Raw genomic sequence first — 25,971 nt, forward strand, 5'->3', positions numbered from 1 at the left:
GCGTCAAACTCTGATAATCTCTCATTTGATTCTCCTAGCTCTTGATCAAGCTAAAAGAATCACGGTGACCGTATCACACGGTCAAACCTTTAATAGTCCCCCGGCATAGCCGGGGGATTACCTTATTTATTTATTAGTGCGGTTTAACAGGTGTTATAACTTTCTGTTTTTATTAACATAATACTCGTCAGTGCTCGCCAACACTCGCCCATAATCGTCAGATTTGTCACGTTCTATTCTTGGAGTTTTGTAAATAACTATACGTGAGAGGGATATTACTATTAGTTTGATCAACTGAAATATGCCAGAAGTAGTCAATTTATGTAACTCTCAAGAGAAAATATGATAATTGCAATAAATTTTGTAAACTTAAACTAACTTACATACTTTCTTTCTGAAGTCTTAAAATGGAAATTACCAGATCTAGTTTTACTATTAGCGAAATCAGGGATATGTGGCAACGACGTGAATTGATAGTAAATAAAAATTATCAACGATCATCGTCAGTTTGGCCAGATTCTGCTCGCACTTATTTTATTGATACGATTTTAAATCGGTATATTTTTCCAAAGGTATACTTTTATCAAGTATTCGACAAAACCCGTAAAAAAGTTATTCGAGAAATCGTAGACGGTCAGCAACGTTTGACCACTATTCTTTGTTTTTTGAATGATGATTTTCCTCTTACCAGTCGATCAGTTAAATATCAAGGCAAGCGTTTTAGCGATTTAGATGAAGATTTACAACAACAATTTTTAACATATAGCGTAGAAGTCGACATCATTTATTCTGCAGAACAGTCTGACTTGTTAGCCATGTTCACAAGAATGAATGCGTATACCGCACCTCTTAATCCTGCAGAAAAACGTCATGCAGAGTTTGAAGGACAGTTCAAGTGGTTCATCATCGAAGCCACGGGTGAGATAGGCCCCAGGCTTGTCAATTTTAATGTTTTAACATCAAAACAAGCAATTAGAATGCACGACGCAGAATTTTTAACTGAGCTGGCAATTGTGCTTGACCTTGGAATTATGAACAAGTCCGATACTTCTCTTACTCAAATATATAGAAAATATGACAAATCATTTCCTCGCGAGGCAGAATTTCGTGGCCGTATCTACGAATTTATGCAGTTGCTTGAGCAGGAATTTGCCCCATTAAAAAATACTTTTATTACAAAATCATACGTATGTCATTCATTGTTTTGCGCCTTAATGCAAAGAAAATATGGCATCCCCAACGGTAACGAATTTGGTACCCAGACGGATGGAGTGTTTTTCACAAATTTACAAAAAACTATTGACGCTTTAAGTGCTCTTGCCGGTGCACATGAATTGCAAGATATAAGTGGTCCTTATGGTCCTTATGTAGAAGCTTGTTTAAGCACAACTCATAGAGTAAAGCAGCGAAAAATTAGATCAATATGGTTATATAATGCGTTAATCTGAGATTTGCCATGACTCTTGCAAGATGCTATGTGCAGATAAATAGTCGACTGTCACGTAGACACAAACAAGCAACTTCAATTCTTGATGATCATGTGAATGGCAATCTCTCACCTTGGGAATTTAGGTTTCTTGCAGAGGCATTACTTTCGAATTTATGGATAGACTGGAATGTTTTCGTAAAACAAGTGCTATTGTTATCTTGTAGAGGAACTACAACTCGATCTGGCGTAATAGTGCCGGCAAGATTGGCTCCTAATAATACCGAAAGTCGTATAACGTATGAATTTATACAGTGTAGTAAAAATGCTACTGTTAACCCCACTAAAACTTATTCTGGATCAATAGAACCCACTTGGGCTCATCCTGATAGAATTATCGGTTGTATCAGCGGACTTGCAACTTCAAACACTACAGAACTTCAGAATGCATTTGGCTCTGCCGGATTGTTCGGCCCTAAAAGAATACATTTAGTGCGAAATGCATGTGCACATAAATCCAAGTTTAATCGTAACGAAGTAGCGCGTGCTTTGAGAGGCTTATACCTTACAAATCACTTTCTTGATCCAATAGATATTATCTGGGGAAATAATTCCTCAACCAATTCTATTGCAATTTTTGAATGGATTGCCGATCTCACTGATATTGCAGACCTTGCAACTCATTGAATTTATGCTTATTCAAGGATTCTTTAGGTGGCTTGCTGATCTCAACTACTAACTGCAATTAGCTGAAACCGGATTTCTGCCTCAATTTATTTAAATAAAATAGCGGTGACCTAACAAATTTTTTGATATTTTTATAACTTCTTGATTCCATGTCGCTGCTGAAAGAAATTGAACCTCCGACCTGCTGATTACGAAACGTAACCATGAGTATATAGTACATGTTAATCAATCACTTACAATGTTCACCAAGCATAAAAACAGTGTCACGCAACCACAAACAGTAGTACTTGCAGCGTACTTTGGCACAAATTTGCCACAATTTTATATTGTATTTTGTTTTGATTCCTCGGCACGAATTGTTTTATTGAAAATAAACTTGCAAGTACTCGCTAACAATCGTTAGATTTATCATGCTCTATTATTGAGCATTGGAATAGAAAATTAATTTAGGGAATGTGAATTTTTTAGTAGGAGTCGAATACTATGTGTGATTATCTACACGTTCTTGATAAAGAAGAGCTCTTTCATGAGCAATGGTAATACTTTTTTTAACATATTCTAAAAATTCATTTTCTGAATTACATCGTAATATTGTTGGTTTAAATGAACTTTCAGGATGATATATGAGCCCAAATTTCCCTGATTCGAAAAAAACAGGAAAAATCCCAAGACCAATACCTGTATATAATCCCACATGCTTAATGTCAGAGCCTTCAGCTGCTCCTCCAAAATATACTGGAGAATTAGGTTCATTTCTGATTGGAATTGGGTTTCCCCTAACTTGTAAATATTCTATATAGTAGAATTGGTTTTCTTCTGATATTACAACGGTGCGAATACCATCAATTGAAGAAATATTGGGATCATCTATAACTTGCATCATTGCATTCATTGATTTTGCTAAGTGAGCATGAAATTCTGGAATTTTATTTTTTCCTAATCTACTAATTTCAAAAGTAGGAACTGGGCTTTTATTTTCTTCAGAATGAAAAAAAGATTGAAATTTTGAATAGGCGTCTATATCACCGATGTGCGTTACCTGCTTTTCCCATTGCACTTTCCCATTTGCGATTTTGAATAGTTCTTTTTCAAAAAAAGCAGGGTTGTCGCGTTTTTCAACTATAACTCCCACAATAAAATCCGTTTGATGTTCGGCTCTGTTATGATGGTATAAGAAGTAGTCAATGACCTGGTTTTTATCGAACAGAAATAGCCCTTTATCGTAAATCCTCTCTATCGCTTGCCGGGCATATTCAATATTTCCCGCAAAAGCAACAAACAGTCCAGGTGCAAGAATAACTACTTTTAGACCTCCAATGTATTGTTCTGCTTGAGTTGTTGTGTCGGCTCCATTGACAGTAAATTTTGTATCTGCAATAACGAAAATTTCATCATTAATTTGTCGAGCAACAATTAAACTCAAAATTCAACCTCTCTAGTTATAAGAAGCAATTTATAAAATAACGATTTATTTTATAAAGCTTTTAAATAATGACTCGGTATTTACGAAAAGTAACTATAAATTCTAAATTAATATAAATCATTCACTTGTAATGCTTGCCAAGCATAAAATCAGTGTCAAACTGCTCCAACCAATGAAGTTTTTCGGGTAATTTGGTACAATTTTGACATAATTAATTTTGTAACCATTTGGCTCACCATGAAGTTAGGGGTGCCACAACTTCATTTTCATAAATTATCTGTAGATAAGAACTCATTTACTGATTCTTTCCATATATCCAGATTTGCAAATGGATGCCTAGATGGGTGATTTGGCCATAATACCAATCGTATGCGATGATTATTGCTATTGTACAAATCCCACAAGCTGAAACGATAGTTTATAAAAAATTTCTCTTTTTCTGGTTTATTCCAATCGATTTTCAGACCAGATTCATGATTCCACCATTGAGAAACCTCTTTATCCTTCATTATTTTCTTTAATCCAAATAAGACCACCAAGTCAGGATTATGAATATTGTTCAATAATCTAGATGCCCATTGAACGTATGGTTTCTCTACATCATATTTTGTTGCAGCTCCGGCAGAATCTGTACCTAAATTAATGTGAGTTGTTAATGATAATGCTTCGTCTATTGTTATGGTTGGACAGTTTTTCTGACAAAACGAATGAGATAAATATCTTAATTTCTCCCAGTAACCTCTTGCATCAGGGTAATAAAAGTAGCTATTCTTTGGTTTGATTACACATGGTTCACTATAAAAATCAAAACCATTCTTACGTGATTTCTCTGCTTCAGGATTAGGACTATTGCCATACGAAACTCCGATAAGCACAATTTTTGGATCAATGCTTGCTGGCATCCCATCAGGCCATAGTTTTTCTGGTGTTGTTTCTATAAGTTCATTTTTGCGCCTTTCTTTTTCTTCGAGTGGTAAAGAATCAAGTGAATACAGATGATTTAAGTAATTCATAGTAATAATAAAAATTAAGTACCTCTAAATAGAAAAGTATAAAGTCTAAAATTAGTGGTAATGCTGGCCTTTAATTATTATGCATAAGTCATTCTGCACCTAGAGTTTTACGTTTAAATTATTCAAATATAAATAAACAGGCTTCTACATTCTCTAAGAATGTTTTATCTAAATATTTTTGATTTTTTAAATTGTTTGGGATTGTAGAGAAAGGGCTTGTGAGAAGAATTAACAAGAATGCAGCTAATGATTGAGTGTAATCTAGCTGACTTCGCAGCTTCAGGGTGTATTCAAATTATTAAATATTAATTTTTATCTTGCTGCTGAAACAAGATTTTTGTGTGTGATAATAAGTCGAAAGATTTATTTTTTTATAGCATGCTTTTGTCAATTAATTTATAAAATTATCATAATATTTGACGTGATAGATAAAAATTAACCACTTAAGTTTCGCTTAAGTCTCAAGATTCTCTCAGAGTTATTTAACGATGCTCGTGCATATAAAATCTTTATCTTTGTGGGAAATTGCTCATTATTGGCATGACTATGATCCAAGAATGTCCAGCATTCACAATATACCGTTAAAAGTACGTGATACTCTTCTGGTACTCCTCAAGACTTCAGTCAATGCGAAATTTAATGTATACGTTGAAAAACACAGAGCTTATTTATTAAAGCTATTCCGTTATATTCAACAGATCACCACAGAATGCTTTTTGCAAAATTTACAGGAATCCATAGATAAGAAAGTATTTGATAAACGTCTATTTAACAGCATTATTGTGACTCGTAATGCATTAGCTCTCTGGTGTATTGAAAACAACGAACCATTACCTAAATTCTGGTTTCCGGATAATGATAAATATCCTTATGATTTGAACGATGAAAACCTAATAGAAGATGCTTATCGCTATGAATTCCTATTGTTGCATGATGGACCGGAAAAGACAGACCCCGGATCAGAAGTAAAGCAAGTGGTTTCCCCGTCGGTTAGTAGCAATGCTGCTAAAGCCGCAAATGCCAAGCATGCAGGAACAAATGCGATTAAAGATAGATTTATTAGCTTTTATCTTTCGGATGGTGGCAAACATCCTGATAAAACCGCTGCCGCAAAGCATTTCTTTGATTCTTTAGATAAGCGAGAGCAACTCCTTTTTAGTACCAGTAAAACAGCCACACGCGCTTTTTTAGAGGCTTTACGCAAGCACGAGAAATGAGTAAAGTCTTCTTAATACCAATATACGTTTGCATGCAAATGCATATTCAACCATAGATAATTTTTGTGGTTCTAAAATAGCGATTCTTGTGCAGACGTATTTACGTTTGCATGTAGCCGTAATTGTCAATAGAGCATAGAAGCTCGATAGTGCCTCCGTCATCAATAACTTATGGAGGTAGCAATGAAAGACTACGAGCAATTTGCACATAATGGAGCATCACAAGGTTCTTTAGCTGAGCAAATAGAAAATATACTATCCACTTCGCCAACGCATCGCACAACGAGCGAACGCGAGGCGATGCGATGCGTTGGCGAAGTGGACGATACTTCGATAGAAGTATCACAAGCGTCAAAATTATCCTCAGGGGGTACGACTCGTAGTAACACAGTACCCAATAACTGCAATAGTGACTACTTTAAGCTTTTAAGGTTTGGGGTGGATAGCCTTTATCTCTCCTATCCAGGTGAATTATTGCCTGATGTGGATGATGAACTAAAAGAACTGAAGAAGACCGCGCAATTACCCCAATCCTTTGAACAAATCAAAGCCCAGTATTCCGTCAATGACCATATTTTTGAGGTCAAGGACAAAGGCGCAAAATTATTCCCCTAGATCCTGGAAGATAATGCTTTTCGTATTCAGCTATCACGCAGTAAATCGGTTCCCTTAGCCTATGTAAAGATTTCCAGCGAGTATTTGACGCATATAAGTCCACTAGTAGCAGAAAAAGCGCTACGGGCTATCCTGGATCAATTTGGGGCTATTCATGAATCCGCTAATGTCAGCCGTATCGATTTATTTGTAGACTTCGTCAGCTCACAGAATATGGAAAGCTGGGATCGTCATGCCTGGGTAACGCGTGCTTCCGCGATTAACCAATATTCTAACGAGCGTGAATTCTCTGGCTGGACGATTGGCGCAGGGGGCGTCATCAGTTGCCGTTTGTATAACAAAACGTTGGAAATCCTCAAACAATCCAAAAAAACCTATTTATATGAACTCTGGTATCGCGCGGGATGGAATGGACTAGACCCGGTATGGCGGCTTGAATTTCAACTCAATCGGGAAGTCATCACGCAAAAGGGATTACAGAAGCTTTCAGACGTGTTAAATCATCTCAATGGCTTATGGAGCTATGCCACCGCAGAATGGCTACGTTTGACATTACCCAATCCAGAGGATCAAACACGCTCACGCTGGCCGATTCGTCCTTTATGGGGTTATTTTTCCTCAGTGGACTGGCAAACCAATGATAGCCCTCTCCTCCCTCGTTTTAATTCAGCCCGTATTCCTGGCGTTGATAGACTATGCAGCAGTTTATTAAGTTGCCTCACTTCTTACATGGCACGGGAAAGAATCTGGAATCTTGACCGAGGATTTGATGCTTTCAAGCTTGCCTTTTGCCAGCACTTTGATGAAATCAGCGCTCATCTGGGATTAGCTTTCGATAATTTTATCGAGGAAAAAGTGGCCATCAAAGCGTGGAAATTCAATACTATCTTGAACCGCGACATTGAAGCCGAGCAACAAGCCAAGCTGAACAAATCTGCGGCTGAGTATCGGAAGCAGTCAGACGGCGAATAACAATGGATAAAATTAGCCTGCCACTGCCTGCGATTCGATGTTTATCCAAAGAAGAAGCGGCATGTTACCTCGGTATCGGCGTAACCTTACTCACTGAATTGGAAATTCCTTTTATCAAACTGGGTCGCCGTTGCCTCTATGACAGGGTTGATTTGGATGCCTGGATAGAGGATTATAAGCAACGCGAGCACGGGCGGGCTAAGGAGGAAAATTTATGGCACAAACCCAAGAAGGCGTCTACCGAAGGCCAGATTCCCGCTTCTGGTGGATTGCAACCACGCTCCCAAACGACAAAAGAATACGCCAAAGTGCTGGGACTGAAAGCCGACAAGATGCCGAAGCGCTGCTAGCCAAAATCCGGCTGGAAGCCTTTCGAGAGCATCACTTCGGCATCAAACCCCAGCGCTCCTGGCAAGAAGCCGTAGTACGGCATCTCACGATTAAGGCAAATTTACGCAGTTACCGCGATGTGCAACGGATTTGCAGGATGCTTGATCCCTATTTGTGCAGCCTGACATTGAATCAAATCAACGGTGACGTGATTTGGTCAGTAGTGCAGGGGCAACTCAAAAAGGGCAATACGCCAGCAACGGTGAACCGTTATCTGGCCCTGATTCGCAATTTGCTGAAGATGGCACGCGATGAATGGCAATGGATCGATAGCATGCCCAAGATTCGTTTGCTGCCTGGTGAAGTAGAACGGGATCGCTGGTTAACGAGAGAGGAAGCAGACCGATTGATTGCAGCCGCTCCTGAACATCTAGCGGCCTTAATCCGGTTTGCTTTGGCGGCAGGTTGCCGGGCGCGTGAGATTACCGGACTGGAGTGGAACCGCGTCGATTTAAATCGACGCACAGCTTGGTTGAATAAAACCAAAAATGGCACACCGAGAGGTGTCCCGCTGAATAAGGATGCAGTTGCCGTATTACAGGAGCAAATAGGAAAACATCACCAGTTCTGCTTTACTTATCGCGGTCAGCCCATAGGCTGGGATTTAACCAACACGGCCTGGATAAACGCAATTAAAAAAGCAGGAATTGAAGATTTCCGGTTTCATGATTTACGCCATACCTGGGCTTCCTGGTATCGTCAGGCTGGCACCAGTTGCGATGAACTTAAAGATTTAGGCGGTTGGAAGTCACGTAATATGGTGGATCGTTATGCTAAGTTTGCTACTGAAAATCTGGTGTTTGCTGCATCCAGAATTGAATCGACACGAGACAGCACAGTAATTCCGTTGTCACGTTTCTGTCACGTTAAGAACGCGGTCAAAATGGACGAGTCCAGCAAAGCCCTAAAATAGATGGCTCCCCGACCAGGGCTCGAACCTGGGACCTGCGGATTAACAGTCCGTCGCTCTACCGACTGAGCTATCGGGGAATATGCGGCACAAGAAGCGCATATGTTAATGTTTTGCACGCTAACGGTCAACCTTCATGTTGCTAACATTTTTTATCGCTTCTTCATAGAGCCTAATTTTTAGGACATTTTCTTGCTTTTGTTAAAGTCTTCATGGTGTAAATTAAATGAAAATATTACTGAATGCGTAGTGCTGCATCCTCATTTACCACCCTTCTCTGCTCTGTATTAACACCCTTCATTCAAGTTACACCCATCATTTCATTCGCAGATGATCCTTTCCTCACTCATCTCCAGGAAAAAATTTGCTGATGGCACAAGCAGATGAGCAAAGTAATCAAAAGGAAAGCGGTTAAACTATAGTGACAAGCAGCTTGGCAACATTATCCGCTTACATAGGCAGGCAATTAAAAACATACAAAAAATGCACGAGGCACAAAAGCCTACAAGCTTTACGGAAAGCAAAAATACAGCCTGACACTAAAAATGAAACGCTACGTAAATAAACGAGATAGTTCCCCGACAAAGCCAGGGGATTACCTCGTCTATTAAATTATTAAAAAACCAATAACAGAAAAGTATCTCTTCTTTGATTTCAATAAATTTTTGTTAAAATATGGCCCAAAATAAAAAATATAATTTTTCTTAATCGCCAATAATTTGCGGCAGCATTGATTAATTAAAAAAATAAATGCCCGGGAGGGGTAACAAAATAATGTTTTCATCCAGTTCTTTTTGGGACATCAAATCGAAGTTCTGCTCTGAAGCAAGGATCAATTTATTAAAGCTATCTTTCAGTTTAGTTATCGCGACACTATCGTTTCAGACCCACTCAGCAGCGCCCACGGATTCGGCTAGTTCGGACTCGACTAGTCAAAAATTTAATTGGTCGCAGACGCCACCAGTAACACCCGGCCCTCGCCCAGGACTTTTTGTGATGCCCCCTACCGGAGCTGGTTACTATTCATTGCTGGATTTAATTACGGGGAATAAACGCGAAGCCCCACCAGTTGCGCCTTATGCTCCTTTTGCATTGCTTACTACGCCTGCGTTTGATATCGATTTTCGTTATCTCGAAAAACCAGAGCATGAAAAAGATGTTTTTGATCCACTCAAACGCATTTATCTGAATGATGACTGGCTGCTTTCATTTGGTGGTCAGTTCTGGTACCGGTTCATGAATGAAACGGATAGCCGTCTCAATGCAGCGGGTACTGACAATACACACCATCTTTTCCGTACACGTTTTCATGCTGACTTATGGTATCAAGATAGATTTAGGCTGTTCGCTGAATTTCTTGATGCGCGGACTTCCGGCCTGGATATGCCTGCCTTACCTACTGATACAAACCATACTGATATGCTGAATCTTTTCGCAGATATCAAATTAGGGCAGTTCCTCAATGGGCCTGCTTATTTGCGGGTAGGTAGGCAAGAATTACTTTATGGTTCTCAGCGGCTGATTTCCACTTTGGACTGGGTCAACACGCGTCGAACCTTTCAAGGGATCAAAGCTTTCTGGCGAACACCCACCTTCGATCTGGATGCCTTTTTTGTCAGACCTATGGTTACAGAAAAGAATCAGTTTGATAATTGGGATCAGGATCGGAATTTTTTTGGTTTATGGGGCACATACCGACCAATGAAGGGTCAACTGCTTGATCTGTATATACTCAGCTTGATCGATAACCGGACTGTTTCGCAAGCAAATATTCTGAGTGGAAATATCCTGCAAGGTGATTCTACCTTGGAAACTGTGGGTGGCCGTATAGCCGGCGATTACAACCGGTTCCTTTACGAGCTAGAAGGAATGTATCAGTTTGGCAGACGCTCCCATCAGGACATATCGGCCTTTTCTGTTGCCACAGGTGCTGGCTACCAGCTTCCCTTACCTATGAATCCCCAATTTTGGTTACGCTATGATTTTGCTTCCGGTGACAGCCGCACAAATGATGGAAACTCAAATACGTTTAACCAACTTTTTCCATTTGGAAACTATTATCTAGGCTGGATAGATCAGGTAGGTCGTCAGAATATTCATGATTTCAATGCTCAGTTTTCATTACATCCTCAACCATGGTTTACATTTCTCGCACAATACCACCGTTTCTATTTGGCAAACAAACGCGACTTTCTGTACAATGCAGGAGGGGTAGCCACACTGCATGATCCAACAGGGCAATCAGGTACTCATGTTGGTGATGAAATTGATTTTCGTGTCAATATCCATGTGGACCGCCATCAAGACATACTCGTGGGATATTCCAAACTATTCACAGGAAATTTCATTCAAAATCAGCGACCTGGGATTAATCCTGACCTCTTTTATGTTCAGTATAATTTTCGTTTCTGATGATCAAGAGGAATAAGACAATGAAAAAACTGCTATTAATTATAACTGTCGCCTTTACTGCTTTTTTACTGGAACCAGCACTTGCTTTTTCTGACCAGAATGTTACCTCAACCAAAACAGAGAAATTACCAGATGACGAAGGGATAGTCATCTCAGTGCTGGATACGACAGGTTATACCTATATGGAGCTAGAGAATGGTGGCAAGCGTTTCTGGATTGCAGCGCCTACTACCAAAGAAGTCAAGGTTGGCGACCATATACGCTTTGTTGAAAATATGAGGATGCACAACTTTACCAGTAAAACCCTGAATCGGACATTTGATCAACTTATCTTTGTGACATCAACCCAAGTAAAGGTTGCTCAATAAGTCATAACAAAGAATTCTCAGATTGTGCACTGATTACGGCTTTTTACTTGCTGTGACAATCCTGTGACAATCGCATCATCGTTTTTGATCAACAAACCCAATGAACAGCTTATTTTTTAGATTTTTTATATCATCACGATATTGAGCTGCCTTTTCAAATTCTAAATTTTTAGCTGATTCCAACATTTGTTTTTCCAACGACTTGATTTCCTTTGTTAGCTGAGATTCACTCATATGGTCATAGCGAGCCTGTACTTGGGCTATTCCAACTTTTCCCTGTACAGGCTCATTACTATAAATACCATCAATAAGATCTTTGATACGCTTACTGACACTTCGCGGCGTAATATTATTGGATTGATTAAATAAAATTTGCTTTTTACGCCGCCGTTCAGTTTCATCTATAGCCCGCCGCATTGAATTAGTAATACGGTCAGCATAAAGAATGGCCGTACCATTAATATGACGTGCTGCTCTTCCCATTGTTTGAATCAGCGAGCGCTCTGAGCGCAAAAAACCTTCCTTATCCGCATCTAGAATGCCTACTAACGATACTTCCGGGATATCCAACCCTTCCCGTAATAGATTGATTCCAACCAATACATCAAACTTGCCAAGGCGCAAATCGCGAATAATTTCGACTCGTTCAACAGTATCAATATCCGAATGAAGATAACGCACTCTAACCCCATGGTCTGAGAAATAATCGGTCAAATCCTCTGCCATACGTTTAGTAAGGGTGGTAATTAGCGTTCGCTCTGCCTTCGCCGTACGTAGGGTAACTTCCGACATCAGATCATCTACCTGCGTTGCTACCGGACGTATGATAATTTCCGGATCAACCAAACCAGTAGGTCGAACAACCTGCTCTGCAATTTGGCCACTTTTCCTTTGCTCATATTCTGCTGGCGTCGCTGAGATAAAAATGGTCTGGGGCATCAATTTTTCAAACTCATCAAATTTTAGCGGTCGATTATCTAATGCTGAAGGCAACCTGAAACCATAACTCACTAGATTCTCCTTACGAGACCGATCACCCCGATACATCCCTCCTAACTGAGGAACAGTTACATGACTCTCATCAATAATCATTAAAGCATTATTTGGCAGATAGTCGATTAATGTGGGTGGAGGCTCACCCGCTTTTCTACCTGAAAAATGACGTGAATAATTCTCGATACCTTTACAGAAACCCAACTCATTCAACATCTCCAAATCAAAGCGAGTGCGTTGCTCAATACGCTGAGCTTCCACCAGCTTGTTTTGTTGATGAAAGTACTCAATACGTTCCGCCAATTCAGACTTGATGGTCTCAATTGCCCGTAACGTAGTACTTCTCGGCGTCACATAATGACTTGAAGGATAAACGGTATATCGTGATATTTTTTGCAGAACTCGCCCTGTTAACGGATCAAAGGAAGAGATATATTCCACCATGTCATCAAACAACGATACTCGAATGGCTACTTCTGAGTTCTCTGCCGGGAAGATATCAAGTGTATCGCCCCTCACTCTGAAAGTACCGCGGCTAAACTCGAATTCATTTCGCTGATACTGCATGCCGGTAAGTCGTGCGATAATATCTCGTTGGGATATTTTTTCTTGTTCGCGCAGGTGCAGAATCATACTGTGATAATCAACCGGGTCACCAATACCATAAATACATGATACCGTTGCAACAATAATAGTATCTTTGCGTTCAAGCAGTGATTTTGTTGCAGAAAGGCGCATTTGTTCAATATGCTCATTAATACTGGAATCTTTTTCTATGTAAAGATCGCGGGAAGGAACATACGCTTCGGGTTGATAATAATCATAATAAGAAACGAAATACTCAATTGCATTCTCCGGAAAGAATTCCCGCATTTCTGCATATAATTGTGCCGCCAGTGTTTTATTGGGAGCAATGATGATGGCAGGACGTCCTAGTCGGGCAATGGTATTAGCTACCGTGTAGGTTTTACCTGAGCCTGTCACTCCCAGCAATGTTTGAAAAAGCAGACCGTCTTCTACCCCTTCAACAAGTTTGGTGATTGCCTCAGGCTGATCGCCAGCAGGCTCAAAAGATTGATAAAGTTTATAAGGGCTGTTGGGAAAGGTAATAATCACGGGTATAATTTCAATGCAAAAAACTTATTTAATTCTATCATGTTGGGTATCGACCATTTCAGGAGCACAGTAGTGGAACTCTCAAAACGCGCACGGGCTATTAAACCATCGCCTACTCTAACCGTTACTGCCAAAGCTGCAAAGCTTAAATCTGAGGGCAAAGATATTATTGCACTCGGGGCAGGTGAACCTGATTTTGACACACCACAACATATTAAAGATGCCGCCATTGCTGCAATTAATGCTGGCTTTACAAAATATACCCAAGTAGGGGGTACACCCGCGCTCAAAAATGCCATTATTGCAAAATTCAAACGTGACAATGATTTAAATTTTACTTCTAAGGAAATTCTCGTTTCCTGTGGTGGAAAACAAAGTTTTTTTAATCTTGTATTAGCCACGATTAATCCAGGGGATGAAGTGATTATTCCGGCTCCGTATTGGGTTTCTTATCCCGATATTGTGCTTATAGCTGAAGGGAAACCCGTTTTTATAGAAACAGGTATCGAAGACGGCTTTAAAATTACCGCGCAACAACTGGAAGAAGCGATCAACCCAAAGACAAAAATGTTTGTTATCAATAGCCCTAGCAATCCATCTGGCGCCGTTTATAGTCTGGATGAGCTTAAAGCATTAGGTGAGGTATTAAGAAAATATCCTAATATTTTAATTGCAACCGATGATATGTATGAACACATTCTTTTATCGGGTGATAAATTTATCAATATACTTAATGCCTGCCCGGATCTGCGCGCACGCACCATGGTGTTGAATGGTGTCTCCAAGGCGTACGCGATGACAGGTTGGCGCATCGGCTATTGTGGCGGACCTGAGCAGATCATCACAGGAATGGAGAATATTCAGTCACAAAGTACTTCTAATCCTACTTCTATCTCCCAGATCGCAGCTGAAGCCGCGCTTAATGGAGATCAATCCTGCATGATTCCGATGCAAGCAGCATTTAAGGAACGTAACCAATTTATTACTGATAGATTAAATAAAATCCCAGGCATTCGTTGTTTACTTTCTGGTGGTGCATTCTATGCATTTGCTGATGCCCGGCAAGCGATACAAAAACTGCAAAAAAATGGGCATATGAAAAATGATGATGATATCGATTTTAGCGAGGTACTATTAGAAAAAGCAGGCGTGGCTGTTGTACCGGGCTCGGTCTTTGGTTGCAAAGGCTATATACGCTTATCTTTTGCTACTTCAATGAAGAATCTGGAAGAAGCCGTTAAGCGTCTGGATAATCTGCTCAAATAAGAGAAATCTAGCTGAATCCGTTATGGGGAATTTTCTAAAAAATATAATTTTGTTTGATCATTAACTGATAAAAAAGTATTTATGCGTCCAGTTTCCGTTTCTAAATAGACTTGCTTTTGTTGACTCTCCTTCCTGTATTACTTACACAGTCTGTGGCACGCGTTCACGTCATGTTTACTTTGAAAGGATCATTCAAACAATCTAATTCCATTTCCAAATCAAAACTCACGCGAAGGCGAGCCTCAGACATTATAAATAATACGGCAAGGTGAAGCCGACAAAGTCAGTTTTGATTTAGAAATGGAATTACAACCCAATGGATCTAAGCGGTTAATGGCTAGTTATCAAAAAAATTCAAGCTGTATATTTTTGCTTTATTTTTTATTGCACTGCTTAGGCAACCTTCTTCTTGGTTTTACCTGCACGAGATGGAATATTACAGAGTCCACAAACATGATTAGAATGTATTTCTAAGCTATGAACTATAAAATTACCCTTACATTTGGTGCAAGGGATAACACGCAATACTTTGCTTTCAAGGAAACGTACCAACGTCCAGGCACGGGTTAAACTTAGCACGCGCTGAAGGCGGTTAATTTCAATATGCTCGAGATATAGTTTATAGCTTTTTATAATAGCATCAATAGGATATATATTAGTATGCTTAATAATAAAATTATAAATATTAATAAATAATGAAGAATGGACGTTGGGTTGCCAACTGGTAAACCAATCTTCAGAATAAGGCAACATTCCTTTGGGGGGAGATACACCTTTTATCTCCTTGTATAGCCTTACCAGCCTTTCACGGCTTAGTTCTGTATTTGCTTCTAAAACTTGCAATCTGGCGCCAAGTTTAATTAAATCTGTAGCAAGTTGAATTTGTTTTGCTTCTGATAAAAGACTTTTTTCTCGCATACAATTCTCTTTTTCCTAATATTCTGAATTAGGCAACAATTTCAGTTGATGACCCAGCCATTAATATAGCAGCATGAGATTGGGCCAAGGCGCGATCCCGACCATGATTAGATAAAATTTCAGCTAAGAGTTTGTCATCAAACCGGAAACGACATAGCAACATATTAGAATTAGCCATTTTTAACAATTGACTAGAGCTAAGGTTCTCCAGAATATTTGCGGCATCTTCACTAATACCGAGTCGATACATTGCTGTAACCTTGTCTTCACGCAACAATCGCTGAGCAAGTAACATATAGCCAAGATTGATTTCTCTTATCTCTTCATGAATCTGATTAGCTTCCATCTCAGTGCTCCTTATTTTCACTTTCATATTTAATTGATCACATCTTAAACTGGCAGCTAAGGAAGTAAATGGAATATAAGCCAAATGAAGAGTCAGTATTTTACTAACCTCTTTGTAAGGCTTCCCCTTATATTCCATAGATCCATTTATTAATCATATAGATACAATAAATTTTTTTTATTTAACTTATAGGCTGAGCAGACGATTACTAATATAATTTACTATGTGTTTGTTATTAGCTCCAAATTAGGTAAATTGGAGATAGAGCAATCATTAGAAAATTCATGAAAATCAATAAAAATTAGAAAATATTCAAGACAAACTATAATTTATTTTTCCAGATCTTAATCTATCAAGTAAAATTCAAGGTTAGCTTCCGCTCCAAAAAATAAGCAGCAGTGTTTTTATGCAACGAATACTCATTAATAGCCATGTTTATTCTGTAGTGATAAAAAAGAACTACTCGTAATATCCAAAGTCTCAATGAGTGCAGTTAAGAAAAATAATCATAAACAATTCGAGGGTATCGAATGAAATGCTGCAATGAGAAAATGAACTTTTTGATTGTTAATAAAACGAATCGAGTAGCTTTTGCCAAAATCCTGTATCGAGTAGATGAGCGAAGTCCCAGTATTGTTCACTGCAGCTATCTAAATGTATAGCAGATTCCCCACAAGCTCTCAGGATTTCCCTAGTTTCTATTCAAGAATTTTTTACCCCAATTTACACAAGGTTTGATTTATGTTCATCAGTGTTCTTGATCTCTTTAAAATCGGAATCGGTCCTTCGAGTTCTCATACTATGGGGCCGATGATGGCTGCAAATGATTTCCGCAGCCGCATTTATCAGCTTGTGGCAACATCTTCGAACAATAAAGCCATGCATGTTCGTTGCATACTGAAGGGTTCTCTGGCTTTTACCGGCAAAGGTCATGCAACAGACCGGGCCGTTGTATTGGGACTTCACGGCTATACTCCTGAAGCATTGTCTGAGCAGGATGTTAATGCATTAACTGCCAAACTATGGACTACCCATTTCTTCACAATCAACAAAGATACCGTGATCACATTCAACCCTGATATTGACATTATTTTTGATAAGAACGAAACATTACCTCAACATCCAAATGGGATGATTTATACGCTGCTTGATGAAAATGAGGAAGTTTTATTAAGTGAAACCTATTTTTCCATTGGAGGCGGATTTATTAATACGCTTGCTGAAATTAGTCAACTCAGTGCTCCCCTGAAAATGGAACCAGCCCAATCTTTTCCTTTCCCGTTTAATTCAGCACGTAGCATGTTAGAAATGTCTCAGCAAAGCAATAATTCAATAGCAGAGATGAAGCGCGCCAATGAATTGACGAAAATATCTGCCCATGAACTTGATGAGGGTTTAGATAAAATTTGGCATGCGATGCAACGTTGTATTGAAAATGGTTTAACAACAGAAGGACAACTACCTGGTGGCCTCAAGGTATCGCGTCGAGCTAAAAAGCTCTTTAATCAACTTCATGATGACTCTAATAAAAAGGCAACTTTAAACGATTGGCTATGCGCGTACGCGATGGCCGTAAATGAAGAAAATGCAGCAGGCCACATGGTCGTAACTGCGCCTACCAATGGAGCAGCAGGGGTTATTCCAGCCGTACTCTATTACATGGTAAAACACGAAAATGGTAGTATTGAAAATGTAAGGGATTTTTTATTAACTGCGGCAGCAATTGGTGGCATCATCAAACACCGCAGCTCTATATCTGGCGCTGAAGTGGGTTGCCAGGGTGAAGTAGGATCAGCTGCTGCAATGGCTGCAGCTGGTCTATGCGCAGCCCAGGGAGGGTCAGTAAAGCAAATTGAAAATGCAGCAGAAATTGCGCTCGAGCATCATTTGGGAATGACTTGTGATCCCGTGGGTGGTTTAGTACAAGTCCCCTGCATAGAACGGAATGGATTTGGTGCCATTAAAGCCCATACAGCCGCAGCACTGGCTCGCAGAGGAACAGGCGAGCATTTTATGCCGCTAGATAACTGTATTGAAGCGATGAGACAAACTGGCCTAGAAATGTCGCATAAATACAAAGAAACATCACTGGGTGGTTTGGCTGTAAGCATTACTGAATGCTGATTAACCCTAAAACAGGACTAACACTATTTAGACACTCATAAGATTGATCCTGTTAAGGGCGTAGCGGCGAATCAAGTCGTCTTAATTTAAAAAGTTGGCGGGGCACGGTCAAGTAACACGGATCATAGCAATACTTCGGCTTTCGCCAAGGGGATCTACCCTTCCAACTTATGTAGCTGGTTCCAGCATATTTGATCGAATTATCGATGATTAATACCTTTATAAAGCAATTACCTGGGCATCAGGTAACAACTTCAATATATTTTCTCGTTTTGTAACAGCATACTATATGCTTGGTTTCTTTGAGCGTCTAATCAATCCGTTCCCACCTGAACATCCGGCTGAACCGCCTAAGGGTTTGTACCAGTTCTGCCGCCACTATACCCGGGGAATCGAATTCTATCTGCTTTTGATGGCAATACTCACTATTTGTGTTGCCATCGGTGAAGCGATGCTTTATGGCATTTTAGGAAAGATTATCGATTGGCTGGCTGAAAAAGATCCCCAAAATTTCTTGCAAGAAGAAATGCTCTCATTGATTGGTTTCTCGTTATTTATACTGCTGCTGATACCCATTCTGGTTATATGCCATTCATTGATCATGTACCAAACGTTAATGGGTAACTTCCCAATGATAGTGCGCTGGCAAGCCCATCGCTATCTACTCAGTCAAAGCTATGCTTTTTTTCAGAATGAATTCAGCGGCCGCATTGCTACCAAAGTCATGCAGACAGCCTTGGCTGTACGTGAAACTGTCTTGAAAACCCTCGATGTGATGCTATTCATCGGTGTATATCTCATTACTACTTTGTTTCTCGTTGCCAATGCAGATCCTCATTTATGCATCCCACTGCTTAATCGGTGTATATCTCATTACTACTTTGTTTCTCGTTGCCAATGCAGATCCTCATTTATGCATCCCACTGCTTATCTGGTTGGTCATATATTCAATCATACTGTATTACTTCATTCCAAGATTAAAACAAATCTCTGAGGTACAGGCCGATGCACGCTCCAGCATGACTGGCCGTATTGTGGATAGCTATACCAATATTTTGACGCTTAAACTATTCTCCCACGCCCAGCGTGAAGCTGAATACGCAAAAACAGGCATGGAAAATTTCCTGTCAACGGTTCATCCGCAAATGCGACTGATTACTGGATTGCTTGGGTGTATATGGAGCAGTAATATGCTATTGGTATTCAGCATTGGTGCTCTGGGAATTTATTTATGGATCAACGGGAATATCACTACAGGAGCCATAGCCATTGCCATGACGCTTGCGATACGCCTAACCGGAATGTCTCATTGGATCATGTGGGAAGTCAGCTCACTATTTGAAAATATAGGAATTGTCCATGATGGCATAAACACATTATCAGAACCACCGACCGTAGTGGATGCGCCTGATGCGGTTCCTTTGCGAGTAGAATCTGGTACGATTGATTTTAGCCATGTCGGTTTTACCTATCATCGAGCAGATCAAAAGCAAAGCAAGCGGGTATTTGATGATCTTAATTTACACATCGCCGCTGGGGAGAAAGTCGGTATTGTCGGCCGTTCAGGCGCTGGCAAGTCTACCTTGGTTAGTCTATTATTACGCTTTTATGATGCTCAGCAAGGCATTATTCAAATCGATGGACAAGACATCCGCCAAGTTAGTCAAGAAAGTTTACGCGCTAATATCGCTATCGTTACTCAAGATACTTCATTGCTTCACCGATCCATTCGTGACAACATACTATTCGGTAAACCTGATGCTTCTGAAGCTCAGATGCTCGAAGCTGCAAAACTTGCTCATGCTCATGAGTTCATTCAAACCCTGATTGATAATAAAGGCCGCAAAGGCTATGATGCATTCGTCGGCGAACGCGGTGTTAATCTTTCAGGAGGGCAACGTCAACGTATTGCAATTGCGCGTGTATTATTAAAGAATGCGCCTATCCTGATTCTTGATGAAGCAACCTCTGCCCTTGATTCGGGTGTAGAAGCCAGCATTCAACAAAATCTGGATCAACTCATGCAAGGCAAAACCGTTATTGCAATTGCCCACCGGCTATCCACCATTGCTGCCATGGATCGGCTCATTGTCCTGGATAAAGGTCGTATCATTGAGCAAGGTAGCCACGCAGAACTACTTTCTCATAACCAACTGTATGCAATGCTTTGGAATCACCAATCAGGAGGATTTCTTGCCCCCCTACAAAATAGATAATTTTATATTTTATTCTATTGCTTAATCAAACGTGACGCGAAGGCAAGCTGCAAACAATATCAATAACACGGCAAGATGAAACCGACAAAGTCAGTTTTGATTTAGAAATGGAATTATAGTTGCAGTGTTGCTAATCAGGCGAGATAATTTTATCGATACCTTCTCAGTATGTTTAAATAGCACATTGCAAACCATTTTAATTTAATCATCAAGGTTAATATCCCATGAATTTTCCCGATTTTTATGAACTGTCACCTGTCGTACAAACCCGTGATCCATTTGCAGCCATGTTAGGTGCTGCGCGTGATGGTTTACTGGAATACCATTATGTCGACGCGGTACGTCTCGCCGGCCATTCATGTCCTACTGTCGCTGGCGCATATCTCATCGGGCGAGCTGCCCTGCGTGCACTTTATCCGGATGAGCCTGCTGCGCGAGGATCAATTGCTGTCCATATGCCCGCACCAGAAAATGAAGGCACCACAGGTGTGATGGCGCAAGTATTGACATTATTAACTGGCGCAGCTGCCGATAATGGTTTCCATGGTATTCAAGGGCGCTTCAGAAGGATGGGATTACTGAGTTTTGCAGACCAGCGAGAAGGAGAAGCTATCCTCTTCAAACGTCTTGATACCGGGGCGAGTGTGGCAGTGGAGCTCGATGTTTCTTTAGTACCTGGTGATCCGGCACAAAGTGGACGCTTGGCGGCTATCCTGCAAAATCGTGCTGATGAAATAATACGCAATGCTTTTGCAGATGCATGGCAGGCGCGTGTACGCCGATTGTTACTGGAATTCGCGGATGACCCGCGCGTAATACGTGTTACTCCCTTGTAACCCTGGCTAACCCGGTGTGAATATGGTTAAAAGCTAACTTTTTGATGCTAACTCGTTAAGGGCTTCTTATCCATTTTTGTACGACTATACTTCCAATCATATCTCCCTCAACATTGACCATCGTGCGAAACGCATCTAATAACCGATCGATAGGGAGTAAAATAGCTACTGCCTCAGCGGGTAAACCCACTGATTGAAGCACCATCACCATGGTCACCATGCCTGCACTTGGAATACCAGGTGCCCCAATAGAAGCCAACATGGCAGTGAAAAAGACAATAAGTTGTTGTGTGATATCAAGCTCGATTCCTACCAAGTTAGCGATGAACAAAGCGGCTATAGCTTCATACAATGCGGTGCCATCCATGTTGATAGTCGTTCCCAACGGAACGACAAAGCCCGCCACATCGGATTTAACATGTAGATGCTGCTCCACACAACGCATCGTTATAGGCATAGTGGCTGCACTGGAGCTGGTTGCAAAAGCAGTGATCAATGCTTCGCGCCCACCCTTCCAGAATCTAAAAGGGGTCACACCGGTCGTTAAATAAAGTATGAGTGGTAAGATAACTAAACCATGGAATAATGTTGTCCCAATAACAATGACAATAAATTTAAGCAGTGTAGTAAGCAGGGCCATATCCTGAGCAACAATCAATTGTAGTAGCAATGCCATGATACCGAGCGGAGCAAGACGCATGATCCAACTCACTAACATCAGGATTAGCTCCAGAAATTCTTTCATCAAAATGAGGATATTATGATAGCGCTCCCCGCCCACTACCATAGCAATTCCAAGCAATAATGCAAAGATTACGATAGCCAGGATATGACCCTCAGCAAGCGCTGTGATTGGATTTAGAAAAAGCGAATGTAGAAAGTGAGCAAAAAATTCGCCCAAGGACATTTGCTTAACATCGATATCTTGCATGGCATCTTTAAACATCGCAATCTCAAGCCCCTCACCCAGCCGAAAGAGATTGGCTACTGTCAGACCAAGTATCACCGCCAAAGCCATAGTAGATGCAAAAAAAACAAGCGTGATTTGCCATACTCGATTGATTTGGTGATGTGCACGTAAATTCGCAACACCGACCACAATGGAAGTAAACACCAATGGGACAAGTATCATTTTCAACAAATCAATGAATAAGGTACTTATCAAACTAGCAACATACAAACCATTTTGAGAGATAGGCGAATCCAGACCGACCATGACAAACCCCAAACCCAGCAAAATACCGCCTAATACCCCTAGCATGATTTGCATATTGAGAGATATTTTTATCATAAGAACTCCAGGCTTTATCAGCAGATGCGCTATGAGCAAAGTAATTCCATTTCTAAATCAAAATGACACGAAGACGAGCCGTAGACAGTATAATTAATACGGCAAGGTAAGCCGACAAAGTCAGTTTTGATTTAGAAAATGGGATAAGATTGAACTTCAATCTCAGTATTCTACTTTTACAATACGTGTTCCGGCGAGCCGATCATGCAGAAACTGGCGGTCACGATCGAATAATGCCCATATAATTCCAAAGCCAAAAAATGTGATGCCAATCACGGCAAGAAGGTAACGGGTAATAGCTTGCCGAGTACTGAGCTTATTACCATTAACGGTTACCACACGCATTTTCCAAGTTTGCATGGCCAAAGTCTGCCCGCCATGCGTCCAGAACCAGATAAAATAAATGCCAGCAACAGAAAGCAGATAAAATTGAAAGAGCGGCTTGAAATATATCGCTGTAGGATCACGAAACACTAAATGAAAAATAAAACTGGCAATAAACCAGACTCCAAGCAGCAACAAAAATTCGTAAAGCATACATAATGTGCGCCGCCAAAATCGAGGAATTGAGTTTGTCATGGAAAATTTTTTAGGCGATATGGTATAATTAAAAATCTGATTAGCCAAGTTAATAAAAATTTAAAAAGTGGTTTCTCTAATAGCACATTGTAAGGCATTCTAAAAGATTATTTCATATTTTCCCTTATAAACCAGATTGTTCAGTCTTTTTAATCAATGCAAAACTCTCAATTAACAGTTAATAATGATTGATAACTATTATCGTTTGCGTTATTGTTATTGTTAAACTTTACAATAAGTAATATTTTTATCACAACTTAAAGTTGTTCCGGATACGATAAGTTATCTAAATAAATGATCCCTACACAAGAATCGTCTTAATTAGTCAATATATTTCTGTTCTTGGAGGGCGTTAACTGTATGGTCCATACTAAGCGCGATTCGACCCCTTCCTCTATCTCTTTTATCGGTCTATTATTTGTACTCTTGGTACATGCTGCCCTACTTTATGGTATGTGGCATTACCGCTTGCCATCTACAAATACGCAAACAGTCACATTATTTGCTGAACTGATTGCACCACCACAACCTAAAATTGAAGCGCCAGAGCTTCCCAAAGCTGATATAAAAGCAGAACATATACCGCCCCCTCCGGAAAAACCTAAAGTGGTTAAAAAAGCACAACCACAACCTAAACAACGTCAATTAGCTTCTACTGCACCTGCTCTGCCTAAAGAGAAAGTAGTCGCTTCCCCTTCCCCTCCTGCGCCAGAACCAGTACACGAGGAATCTGAATCGACACAAAAGCAAGAAACGAAGGCTGTACCCGCTGCTCGTCCCGAGCAAATGCAAAGTGGTCCTGTGACCCTTACATCCGAGTTATCGGTATCTTGTCCGGAATTGAGCGCACCGGATTATCCTACTCTTTCACGTCGATTGGGTGAGGAAGGGAAACTCATGCTTCAAGTTGAACTTGATGAATCAGGCCGCATCAGCAATACCCGTATCGTCAATAGTAGCGGCTATTCCCGACTTGATAATGCCGCACTCGCTGCGGTTAAGAGCTGGCGCTGTAAACCTGCGGTGCGTGATGGCAAACCCGTACGGGCTATCGCATTGCAACCTTTTAATTTTGTAATCCAAGGAAACTAATGTAATGGAAGAAAATCTTGGTTTTTCTCATTTTCTAGCTCAGATAGACCATGTAGGAATGGTTGTATTCATTTTATTGCTTTCTCTTTCAGTGGCGAGCTGGTATTTGATTATCATGAAAAGCATCAGTAATTTTATCGCCTCTCGAAGGGCCAATGCTTTTCTGAATCATTTCTGGGAAGTTGATTCCTTACAAGAATTGAAAATAGAAATGAAAGGTTCTTCTACAGATAATGCGTTTGCCCATCTGGCTAAATTAGCGGTAGATGTAACGACAAATTCACAGAGGCATGGCATGGAAAAACTTGCAGCAGCTGGAGGGGTAAGCGAATTGTTAACTCGCACACTGCGCAATGGTATCGATCAAGAGGCTACCCGCATTGGAAATGGTCTCACCATAATCGCATCGGCTGGTTCTGTCGCTCCCTATATCGGACTATTTGGTACTGTTTGGGGCATTTATCATGCGCTAATTCAAATTGGCCTTACTGGACAAGGCACATTAGATAAAGTAGCTGGACCAGTTGGGGAGGCGCTCATTATGACAGCCTTAGGATTGGCTGTTGCCATTCCAGCCGTATTAGCCTATAACGCTTTTATTAGACGAAATAGAATATGGATGGCGCGGCTGGATGCGTTTGCGCATGATTTATTTACTATTGTTACAGTTGGCAATAAAAGCGGAGATAACACCACCAAGGCAGCAACTGAACAAAATCACAATCCTCAGTTTACGCCAACTGCAACCACTACTTCAGCGTTTGAAGGGAGACAATAATGGCTTTTGGCAGCTCAGATCGCTATCAGCAACAGACAACTATGTCTGAAATTAATGTAGTACCATTAGTGGATATCATGCTCGTTTTGTTGATCATTTTTATGATCACAGCGCCATTACTCACGCATTCTGTAAAAATTGATTTACCGAAAGCATCAAGCAACCCCAATACGGCCAAGCCAGAGCACATTGACTTTGCCATTCGAGCTGAAGGGATTTTTTTCTGGAATGGTGAGCCAGTCACGCTTGAGCAACTGGCGCCCCGTTTCACTCAATCAGCAGAAAACTCTCCTAATACTGAGCTCCATATCCGTGCAGATAAAAATACACATTATGAACATGTAGCGCGCATCATGAGTATGGCCGCAAAAGCTGGATTAACAAAAATTGGCTTTGTTACGGATCCAACTCTTGAATGAAGAACGATTTCAGCTCAAATTGTAACAATATGCGTATTATTGATACGCATCACTACCGGCCTATATGAAACAGCTGCTGAGAACATCCTGCCAAGGTTACCTCAGAAATTTCTGATGATTGGATGCAATTCTCTAGCCGTATAAAAAATGAGTTCATCCAAAGCCAGGTGGAACGGTAGATTGTTCCTCGAATCTAGGTGACTGATGCAGATAAACTGGTAAACTTTGATACCACCGGTATTATCAACAACGCTATAATAGCTATTTTAAATATTACACTGTAACAATTTAAAAAAATAATATTGCATCTATCCACATTTTTGATTTAGCGAATCAAAGGGCTTTAAGTTTAAATGTAAACAGAATCGCTCCTTATTTCATTTAGGTAAGAAAGCCTTACAATATTTCTGTTTCATCAGACCATTTATGCAATAGTGTTCCATCATGTTTGTAGAAATACCCAAACACACATATTTTTTCTCAATTGCTAAACAGTTTGCTTTCATGTCAGATTATTAATCTGGAACTATATGTTTATAGCTAGTTCATTTTTACTGAAATTGA

The 25,971-nt window shown here is 40.3% G+C and carries 24 protein-coding genes and 1 tRNA gene; 17 read left to right on the top strand and 8 right to left on the bottom strand.

From position 1 onward, the window contains the following. Nucleotides 1-407 precede the first annotated feature (407 nt). A complete protein-coding gene (locus BM122_RS10990) occupies nucleotides 408-1,448 on the top strand; it encodes a DUF262 domain-containing protein (protein ID WP_074905604.1) in 1,041 nt (346 codons plus the stop codon). An 8-nt stretch (nucleotides 1,449-1,456) separates the two neighbouring features. Next, entirely contained in the window at nucleotides 1,457-2,113 is a 657-nt protein-coding gene (locus BM122_RS10995) for a hypothetical protein (RefSeq protein WP_143083407.1), read from the top strand. A 481-nt stretch (nucleotides 2,114-2,594) separates the two neighbouring features. Here the strand turns inward: BM122_RS10995 and BM122_RS11000 are convergent, their stop codons facing one another. Together BM122_RS11000 and BM122_RS11005 are read right to left on the bottom strand one after the other, a co-directional pair. Then, a complete protein-coding gene (locus BM122_RS11000; RefSeq protein WP_074905606.1) occupies nucleotides 2,595-3,536 on the bottom strand; it encodes a hypothetical protein in 942 nt (313 codons plus the stop codon). Between the two features lie 266 nt (nucleotides 3,537-3,802). Then, on the bottom strand, nucleotides 3,803-4,549 hold the full coding sequence (locus tag BM122_RS11005) for a hypothetical protein (RefSeq protein ID WP_074905607.1): 747 nt from the start codon (nucleotides 4,547-4,549) through the stop codon (nucleotides 3,803-3,805). Nucleotides 4,550-5,037: 488 nt separating this feature from the next. Between BM122_RS11005 and BM122_RS11010 the strand changes: the two genes are divergently transcribed. The 5 genes from BM122_RS11010 (at nucleotide 5,038) to BM122_RS11020 (ending at nucleotide 8,656) form a co-directional block, all read left to right on the top strand. Further along, complete coding sequence (locus tag BM122_RS11010) at nucleotides 5,038-5,766, top strand: hypothetical protein (protein ID WP_074905608.1); 729 nt, start codon at nucleotides 5,038-5,040, stop codon at nucleotides 5,764-5,766. Nucleotides 5,767-5,949: 183 nt separating this feature from the next. Further along, the gene (locus tag BM122_RS22410; protein WP_143083408.1) at nucleotides 5,950-6,381 is read left to right on the top strand and encodes a hypothetical protein; all 432 of its coding nucleotides are present in this window, start codon (nucleotides 5,950-5,952) and stop codon (nucleotides 6,379-6,381) included. A gap of 84 nt (nucleotides 6,382-6,465) precedes the next feature. Continuing rightward, nucleotides 6,466-7,353, top strand: coding sequence for a hypothetical protein (locus BM122_RS11015; protein ID WP_143083409.1), 888 nt, complete (start codon nucleotides 6,466-6,468; stop codon nucleotides 7,351-7,353). A gap of 2 nt (nucleotides 7,354-7,355) precedes the next feature. Next, nucleotides 7,356-7,703, top strand: a complete 348-nt coding sequence (locus tag BM122_RS25120; protein WP_256212007.1) for a helix-turn-helix domain-containing protein — start codon at nucleotides 7,356-7,358, stop codon at nucleotides 7,701-7,703. After that, entirely contained in the window at nucleotides 7,622-8,656 is a 1,035-nt protein-coding gene (locus BM122_RS11020) for a site-specific integrase (RefSeq protein WP_256212012.1), read from the top strand. Before BM122_RS25120 ends, BM122_RS11020 begins: the two co-directional genes overlap by 82 nt. A 1-nt stretch (nucleotide 8,657) precedes the next feature. Here BM122_RS11020 and BM122_RS11025 read toward each other — a convergent pair. Beyond that, a tRNA-Asn gene (locus tag BM122_RS11025) sits at nucleotides 8,658-8,733 on the bottom strand. Nucleotides 8,734-9,649: 916 nt separating this feature from the next. Between BM122_RS11025 and BM122_RS11030 the strand changes: the two genes are divergently transcribed. Next, nucleotides 9,650-11,065, top strand: a complete 1,416-nt coding sequence (locus tag BM122_RS11030) for an alginate export family protein (protein ID WP_256212008.1) — start codon at nucleotides 9,650-9,652, stop codon at nucleotides 11,063-11,065. Between the two features lie 20 nt (nucleotides 11,066-11,085). Then, the gene (locus BM122_RS11035; RefSeq protein ID WP_074905611.1) at nucleotides 11,086-11,433 is read left to right on the top strand and encodes an NrfJ; all 348 of its coding nucleotides are present in this window, start codon (nucleotides 11,086-11,088) and stop codon (nucleotides 11,431-11,433) included. Nucleotides 11,434-11,508: 75 nt separating this feature from the next. On the opposite strand, the gene uvrB is transcribed toward BM122_RS11035, so the two are convergent. After that, nucleotides 11,509-13,542: an excinuclease ABC subunit UvrB gene (gene uvrB / locus BM122_RS11040; RefSeq protein WP_074905612.1), complete on the bottom strand. Its 2,034-nt coding sequence runs from the start codon at nucleotides 13,540-13,542 to the stop codon at nucleotides 11,509-11,511. A gap of 72 nt (nucleotides 13,543-13,614) precedes the next feature. Between uvrB and BM122_RS11045 the strand changes: the two genes are divergently transcribed. Continuing rightward, nucleotides 13,615-14,808, top strand: a complete 1,194-nt coding sequence (locus BM122_RS11045; RefSeq protein ID WP_074905613.1) for a pyridoxal phosphate-dependent aminotransferase — start codon at nucleotides 13,615-13,617, stop codon at nucleotides 14,806-14,808. 393 nt (nucleotides 14,809-15,201) lie between these two features. On the opposite strand, the gene flhC is transcribed toward BM122_RS11045, so the two are convergent. Then, nucleotides 15,202-15,726: a flagellar transcriptional regulator FlhC gene (gene flhC, locus BM122_RS11050; RefSeq protein WP_074905614.1), complete on the bottom strand. Its 525-nt coding sequence runs from the start codon at nucleotides 15,724-15,726 to the stop codon at nucleotides 15,202-15,204. Nucleotides 15,727-15,754: 28 nt separating this feature from the next. After that, entirely contained in the window at nucleotides 15,755-16,072 is a 318-nt protein-coding gene (gene flhD / locus BM122_RS11055; RefSeq protein WP_074905615.1) for a flagellar transcriptional regulator FlhD, read from the bottom strand. Nucleotides 16,073-16,813: 741 nt separating this feature from the next. Between flhD and BM122_RS11060 the strand changes: the two genes are divergently transcribed. From BM122_RS11060 to BM122_RS11070, 4 genes are all read left to right on the top strand, one after another. Then, nucleotides 16,814-18,196, top strand: a complete 1,383-nt coding sequence (locus tag BM122_RS11060) for an L-serine ammonia-lyase (protein WP_074905616.1) — start codon at nucleotides 16,814-16,816, stop codon at nucleotides 18,194-18,196. A gap of 289 nt (nucleotides 18,197-18,485) precedes the next feature. Next, on the top strand, nucleotides 18,486-19,190 hold the full coding sequence (locus BM122_RS26050) for an ABC transporter ATP-binding protein (protein ID WP_371264918.1): 705 nt from the start codon (nucleotides 18,486-18,488) through the stop codon (nucleotides 19,188-19,190). Then, nucleotides 19,078-20,412, top strand: a complete 1,335-nt coding sequence (locus BM122_RS11065; RefSeq protein ID WP_371264919.1) for an ABC transporter ATP-binding protein — start codon at nucleotides 19,078-19,080, stop codon at nucleotides 20,410-20,412. The genes BM122_RS26050 and BM122_RS11065 overlap by 113 nt, the downstream gene beginning before the upstream one ends. A 224-nt stretch (nucleotides 20,413-20,636) precedes the next feature. Next, complete coding sequence (locus BM122_RS11070) at nucleotides 20,637-21,248, top strand: hypothetical protein (protein ID WP_074905617.1); 612 nt, start codon at nucleotides 20,637-20,639, stop codon at nucleotides 21,246-21,248. A gap of 55 nt (nucleotides 21,249-21,303) precedes the next feature. On the opposite strand, the gene BM122_RS11075 is transcribed toward BM122_RS11070, so the two are convergent. Together BM122_RS11075 and BM122_RS11080 are read right to left on the bottom strand one after the other, a co-directional pair. Next, entirely contained in the window at nucleotides 21,304-22,539 is a 1,236-nt protein-coding gene (locus tag BM122_RS11075) for a dicarboxylate/amino acid:cation symporter (RefSeq protein WP_074905618.1), read from the bottom strand. Between the two features lie 162 nt (nucleotides 22,540-22,701). Beyond that, complete coding sequence (locus BM122_RS11080; RefSeq protein ID WP_074905642.1) at nucleotides 22,702-23,118, bottom strand: RDD family protein; 417 nt, start codon at nucleotides 23,116-23,118, stop codon at nucleotides 22,702-22,704. A gap of 360 nt (nucleotides 23,119-23,478) precedes the next feature. On the opposite strand from BM122_RS11080, the gene BM122_RS11085 reads away from it, so the two are divergent. From BM122_RS11085 to BM122_RS11095, 3 genes are read left to right on the top strand one after another with little or no spacing between them, the layout of a single operon-like run. Next, the gene (locus tag BM122_RS11085) at nucleotides 23,479-24,210 is read left to right on the top strand and encodes an energy transducer TonB (RefSeq protein WP_074905619.1); all 732 of its coding nucleotides are present in this window, start codon (nucleotides 23,479-23,481) and stop codon (nucleotides 24,208-24,210) included. 4 nt (nucleotides 24,211-24,214) lie between these two features. Further along, nucleotides 24,215-24,988, top strand: coding sequence for a MotA/TolQ/ExbB proton channel family protein (locus BM122_RS11090; RefSeq protein WP_083398455.1), 774 nt, complete (start codon nucleotides 24,215-24,217; stop codon nucleotides 24,986-24,988). After that, nucleotides 24,988-25,407, top strand: coding sequence for an ExbD/TolR family protein (locus tag BM122_RS11095; RefSeq protein ID WP_074905620.1), 420 nt, complete (start codon nucleotides 24,988-24,990; stop codon nucleotides 25,405-25,407). Before BM122_RS11090 ends, BM122_RS11095 begins: the two co-directional genes overlap by 1 nt. Nucleotides 25,408-25,971 lie beyond the last annotated feature (564 nt).

Source organism: Nitrosomonas communis (assembly GCF_900114745.1).
GTDB classification, from domain to species: Bacteria; Pseudomonadota; Gammaproteobacteria; order Burkholderiales; family Nitrosomonadaceae; genus Nitrosomonas; species Nitrosomonas communis_A.